Here is a 5,574-nt window from a genome sequence, read left to right on the forward strand (position 1 = left end):
TCCCCCGGCCCCTTCGGCTGCAAAGACATCGACACCCACCCCATACGACAACGCCGGCTCCCAAGACCACAACCAGATCTTGGGAGCCGACGTCACGCACAGGCCCGAATTAACCAACAGCGTCCGAGAGCGGTACGGGCCCCTTCCGGAAGACCGCGGTCCGGCGGATCAGCCGTACATGCGGCGCATCGCGAAGTCGACCATCTGCTCGACGGCCTTGGCGTCGAAGACCATCCGGTGCTCGCCCTCCATGTCCAGGACGAAGCCGTAGCCGGTGGGCAGCAGGTCGATCACCTCGGCGCCGGTGATCACGAAGTACTTGGACTCCTTGCCCGCGTACAGCCGCAGCTCCTTGAGCGTGGTGAACATCGGGATCACGGGCTGCTGGGTGTTGTGCAGCGCGAGGAAGCCGGGGTTGTCGCCGCGCGGGCAGTAGACCTTCGACGTCGCGAAGATCTGCTGGAAGTCCTCGGCGGACAGCGAGCCGGTCGTGAACGCCCGTACCGCGTCGCCCAGCGAGGGCGGCGAGGGTTCGGGGTACAGCGGCTGCTCGCCGTAGCCGCCCCCCATAGGCTGCTGCGCGCCCTGGTTCTGGTCGTAGCCGTACATGGGACAAAGAGTAATCGGCCACATCTGCGGCTCGGGGGGTTGCGCCTTATTACTGGCGGGTAGCATCATCGTAAGGGTCAGCTGATACGTCCGGGCCACCCCTCCACGGGGCGCTGCGCGCCACTGCTATTGATTACGGAGCCTTCCCATGGGGCACTACAAGTCGAATCTCCGCGACATCGAGTTCAACCTCTTCGAGGTCCTCGGGCGCGACAAGCTGTACGGCACCGGACCGTTCGCGGAGATGGACGTCGAGACCGCGAAGAGCATCCTCGACGAGGTCGCCCGCCTCGCGGAGAACGAGCTCGCCGACTCCTACGCCGACGCCGACCGCAACCCGCCGGTCTTCGACCCGGAGACCAACACCGCACCGGTCCCCGACACGTTCAGGAAGTCGTACCAGGCCTTCATGGACTCCGAGTACTGGCGCCTGGGCCTGCCCGAGGAGATCGGCGGCACCACCTCGCCGCGCTCCCTGATCTGGGGCTACGCGGAGCTGCTGCTCGGCGCCAACCCGGCCGTCTGGATGTACTCCTCGGGCCCGGCGTTCGCCGGCATCCTCTTCGAGGAGGGCAACGAGGCGCAGAAGAAGATCGCCGAGATCGCCGTCGAGAAGCAGTGGGGCTCGACGATGGTGCTGACCGAGCCGGACGCCGGCTCCGACGTCGGCGCCGGCCGCACGAAGGCCGTCGAGCAGAAGGACGGCTCCTGGCACATCGAGGGCGTGAAGCGCTTCATCACCTCGGGCGAGCACGACATGTCCGAGAACATCCTCCACTACGTGCTGGCCCGCCCCGAGGGCGCGGGCCCCGGCACCAAGGGCCTCTCGCTCTTCCTCGTCCCGAAGTACCACTTCGACTGGACCACCGGCGAGCTGGGCGAGCGCAACGGCGTGTACGCGACGAACGTCGAGCACAAGATGGGCCTCAAGGCTTCCAACACCTGCGAGATGACGTTCGGCGACCGCCACCCCGCCAAGGGCTGGCTCATCGGCGACAAGCACGACGGCATCCGCCAGATGTTCCGCATCATCGAGTTCGCCCGCATGATGGTCGGCACGAAGGCCATCGCCACGCTCTCCACGGGCTACCTCAACGCGCTGGAGTACGCCAAGGAGCGCGTCCAGGGCACCGACCTGTCGCAGTTCATGAACAAGACGGCGCCCAAGGTCACCATCACGCACCACCCCGACGTGCGCCGCTCGCTCATGACGCAGAAGGCGTACGCCGAGGGCATGCGCGCCCTCGTCCTCTACACCGCCTCCGTCCAGGACGCGATCCAGGAGAAGGAGGCCGCGGGCGAGGACGCCAAGGCGCTGCACGGCCTCAACGACCTGCTGCTCCCGATCGTGAAGGGCTACGGCTCCGAGAAGTCGTACGAGCAGCTGGCCCAGTCGCTCCAGACGTTCGGCGGCTCCGGGTACCTCCAGGAGTACCCGATCGAGCAGTACATCCGTGACGCCAAGATCGACACGCTGTACGAGGGCACGACGGCCATCCAGGGCCAGGACTTCTTCTTCCGCAAGATCGTCCGCGACCAGGGCGCCTCGCTCAACGCGCTCTCCGAGGAGATCAAGAAGTTCCTCGCGGGCGCGCAGGACAACGAGGAGCTGGCCGGTGCGCTGGACAGCCTCGCGAAGGCCGCGGTGGACCTGGAGGCGATCGTCGGCACGATGATCACCGACCTCACCGCCACCGGCGAGGACGTCAAGAACATCTACAAGGTGGGTCTGAACACCACCCGCCTGCTGCTGGCCTCCGGCGATGTCGTCGTCGGCTACCTGCTGCTCAAGGGCGCGGCCGTGGCCGCCGAGAAGCTGCCGACCGCCGCCGCGAAGGACGTCGCCTTCTACCGGGGCAAGATCGCCGCCGCGAAGTTCTTCGCCGCGAACATCCTGCCGGGCGTCGGCGCCGAGCGCGCCCTCGCCGAGTCCGTCGACAACTCCCTGATGGACCTGGACGAGGCCGCGTTCTAGGGCCTGTCTTCAAACTGCCGTCGTCGCCCGAAGGGCGGCCGGGCGGCGTCAGGTGCTTCCCCAAGTTCTCGGCTTCGCTCGAACAGGGGAGACCCCACTCCTCGGCGTGCCGGCCCCAGGCCCCTGTACTGGACGTACCGGGGTCTGGGACCGGTGCGGCGAGAGTGCGTGCATGGCGTCGCCCGGCAGACGGCAGTTTGAAGACAGGCCCTAGGACGTCACGGCACGATCGTCGACGGCGCCGCCGCCCGGACACGCTCCCGGGCGGCGGCGCCGTCGTACCGGCTGGCCGGAAACCGACCTCGTCGATGAGCCGGGCCGTCGACCGCGGCACCGGATTCCCGGGGCGACGGGACAAAGGGCGCGGGAACCCGGGGGCGACGGTGAATCCTTTCGGCCAGGCGTGGCTACAGTGAAGAACATGAGTTCCTCCCCCCGCTTCGACCGCGGCCACACCGACGATCTGATGGCCTTCCTGATGGCCGCCCCCTCCCCGTACCACGCAGTGGCAGCCGCCGCCGCACGGCTGGAGAAGGCCGGGTTCAGGCAGGTGGAGGAGACCGCGGCCTGGGACGGGACCACGGGCGGCAAGTACGTCCTGCGCGGGGGCGCGATCGTCGCCTGGTACGTACCGGAGGGCGCCGGGGCGCACACCGCGTTCCGGATCGTCGGCGCGCACACCGACTCGCCCAACCTCCGCGTCAAGCCGCTGCCCGACACCGGCGCGTACGGCTGGCGGCAGATCGCCGTGGAGATCTACGGCGGCACCCTCCTCAACACCTGGCTGGATCGCGACCTCGGCCTCGCAGGCCGGATCTCGCTGCGCGACGGCACCGACCGGCTCGTCTCCGTCGACCGCCCGCTGCTGCGCGTCCCGCAGCTCGCCGTGCACCTGGACCGGTCGGCCAACACCGACGGGCTCAAGCTGGACCGGCAGAAGCACATGCAGCCCATCTGGGGGCTCGGGGACGTCGAGGAGGGCGACCTCATCCGGTTCGTCGCCGAGGAGGCGGGCGTCGACGCCGAGGACATCACCGGCTGGGACCTGATGCCGCACCCCGTCGAGCCGCCGTCCTACCTGGGCCGCGACCGCGAACTCGTGGCCGGGCCCCGCATGGACAACCTGCTCTCGGTGCACGCGGCGACCGCCGCGCTCGCCGCCGTCGCCGGGCAGCCCGACGCCGAGCTGCCGTACATCCCGGTCATGGCCGCCTTCGACCACGAGGAGAACGGCTCGCAGTCCGACACGGGCGCGGACGGACCGCTGCTCGGCACGGTCCTTGAGCGCTCGGTCTTCGCCCGCGGCGGCGGTTACGAGGACCGCGCCCGCGCCTTCGCCGGCACGGTCTGCCTCTCCTCCGACACCGGCCACGCGATCCACCCCAACTACGCCGAGCGCCACGACCCCACGCACCACCCGGTCGTCAACGGCGGACCGATCCTCAAGATCAACGTCAACATGCGGTACGCGACCGACGGCAGCGGCCGTTCCGTGTTCGCCGCGGCCTGCGAGAAGGCGGGCGTGCCGTGGCAGACGTTCGTCTCCAACAACGCGATGCCCTGCGGCACGACGATCGGCCCGATCACCGCGGCCCGGCACGGCATCCGGACCGTCGACATCGGCGTCGCCATCCTGTCGATGCACAGCGCGCGCGAACTGTGCGGCGCCGACGACCCGTACCTGCTGGCGAACGCGCTGGTGGCCTTCCTGGCCGGCTGACGCCTCCGCCCCAACCCCCCGCCGCGCATGCTCGTTGGCGGGCCGGGTACGCGCTCCGTACACGGCCCGGAGCTTCCGGGCCGTCGAGGAGGCGGAACTCATGGGACTCGGAGGATGCATCATCCTCATCGGCGCGGGAGCGATTCTCGCCTTCGCGACCGACTGGGAACTGGACAGTGTCAACGTCGACCTGGTCGGCTGGATCATGATGATCGTCGGCGTCATCGGCGTCTTCGTCTACGCGAGCGTCATGCGGCGCCGCCGCATGCTCGTACCGCCCACCACCACGGTCGTGTCCGACGACGAACGGCGCCTGTGACCGGGCGTGATCCGGCCGCACCCCTGAAGCACCCCTGCGGAATCCCCGATATTCTGGGCACTTGTCCGTGACCCGGCACCGGGCGCGTCAGACCCGGAAGGGGAGCCGCTCGTGGAGTTCCGGCTGCTCGGCACCGTCTGCGTCGACACGCTGACCGGGTCGCTGCCCCTCGGACCCGTCAAACGCCGAAGCCTGCTCGCGGCCCTCCTGCTGCACGCCAACACCCCGGTTTCCATGGGGCGCCTGACGGACTGCCTGTGGGACGACGCCCCACCGCTGCACGCCCGCACGGTCATCCAGGGCCACGTCTCCCGGCTGCGCGCCCTGCTGATGGGCTCGGACGCACAGGCGTACGGGGTCGAGCTGGCGACGCTCGGGGACGCGTACGTGCTGCGGGTGCCGGAAACGCTGCTGGACTCCCAGCGCTTCGAGGAACTGCTGATGCTGGCCCGGGAGCAGCGCAGCCCCGCCGACACGGTGCTGATGCTGAAGGAGGCCCTGTCGCTGTGGCAGGGGCCCGCCCTCACCGGCACCTACGCGAGCGCCCCGCTCCAGGCCGCCGCGCACGCGCTGGAGGAGTCCCGGCTCTCCACGGTCGAGCAACTGGCGCACGCCTACGGCGTCCTGGGCGAACACCACCGGGCGGCGGCCGTACTGCGCACCGAGGCCGTCGCCCACCCGATGCGGGAATCCCTGGCGGCGGGCCTGATGACGGCGCTGTACCGCTCGGGGCGCCAGTCCGAGGCGCTGGACTGGTTCCACCGCACCCGCCGACTGCTCGCCGACGAACTGGGCATCGACCCGGGCCGCGAACTGGCCGACGCGTACGCGCAGATCCTGCGCGGCGAGCCGGCGGGGGCGGGTGCGCACAGGGGCGGCGCCCCGGAGGCCGGCCCGCACGGAAGCGTCGGCGGCCGGGCCGCGACCGACGCGCCACCGGCCCAGGCGCCG

Annotated in this window: 5 protein-coding genes; 4 read left to right on the forward strand and 1 reads right to left on the reverse strand. The window is 70.0% G+C overall.

The features are described from left to right. Positions 1-168: 168 nt before the first annotated feature. Positions 169-609 (reverse strand): SseB family protein, encoded by a 441-nt coding sequence (locus tag E6P78_RS32230; RefSeq protein WP_136207169.1) that lies wholly within the window; start codon positions 607-609, stop codon positions 169-171. Positions 610-757: 148 nt separating this feature from the next. On the opposite strand from E6P78_RS32230, the gene E6P78_RS32235 reads away from it, so the two are divergent. From E6P78_RS32235 to E6P78_RS32255, 4 genes are all read left to right on the forward strand, one after another. Then, positions 758-2,584, forward strand: coding sequence for an acyl-CoA dehydrogenase (locus tag E6P78_RS32235; protein ID WP_136207170.1), 1,827 nt, complete (start codon positions 758-760; stop codon positions 2,582-2,584). 421 nt (positions 2,585-3,005) lie between these two features. Then, positions 3,006-4,304, forward strand: a complete 1,299-nt coding sequence (locus E6P78_RS32245; protein ID WP_136207171.1) for a M18 family aminopeptidase — start codon at positions 3,006-3,008, stop codon at positions 4,302-4,304. A 100-nt stretch (positions 4,305-4,404) separates the two neighbouring features. After that, on the forward strand, positions 4,405-4,623 hold the full coding sequence (locus E6P78_RS32250) for a DUF6458 family protein (RefSeq protein ID WP_136207172.1): 219 nt from the start codon (positions 4,405-4,407) through the stop codon (positions 4,621-4,623). A 111-nt stretch (positions 4,624-4,734) separates the two neighbouring features. Beyond that, the coding region (locus E6P78_RS32255) for an AfsR/SARP family transcriptional regulator (RefSeq protein ID WP_240799465.1) at positions 4,735-5,574 on the forward strand (840 nt) is incomplete at its 3' end.

It is taken from the genome of Streptomyces sp. A0958, assembly GCF_004795035.1.
GTDB lineage: Bacteria > Actinomycetota > Actinomycetes > Streptomycetales > Streptomycetaceae > Streptomyces.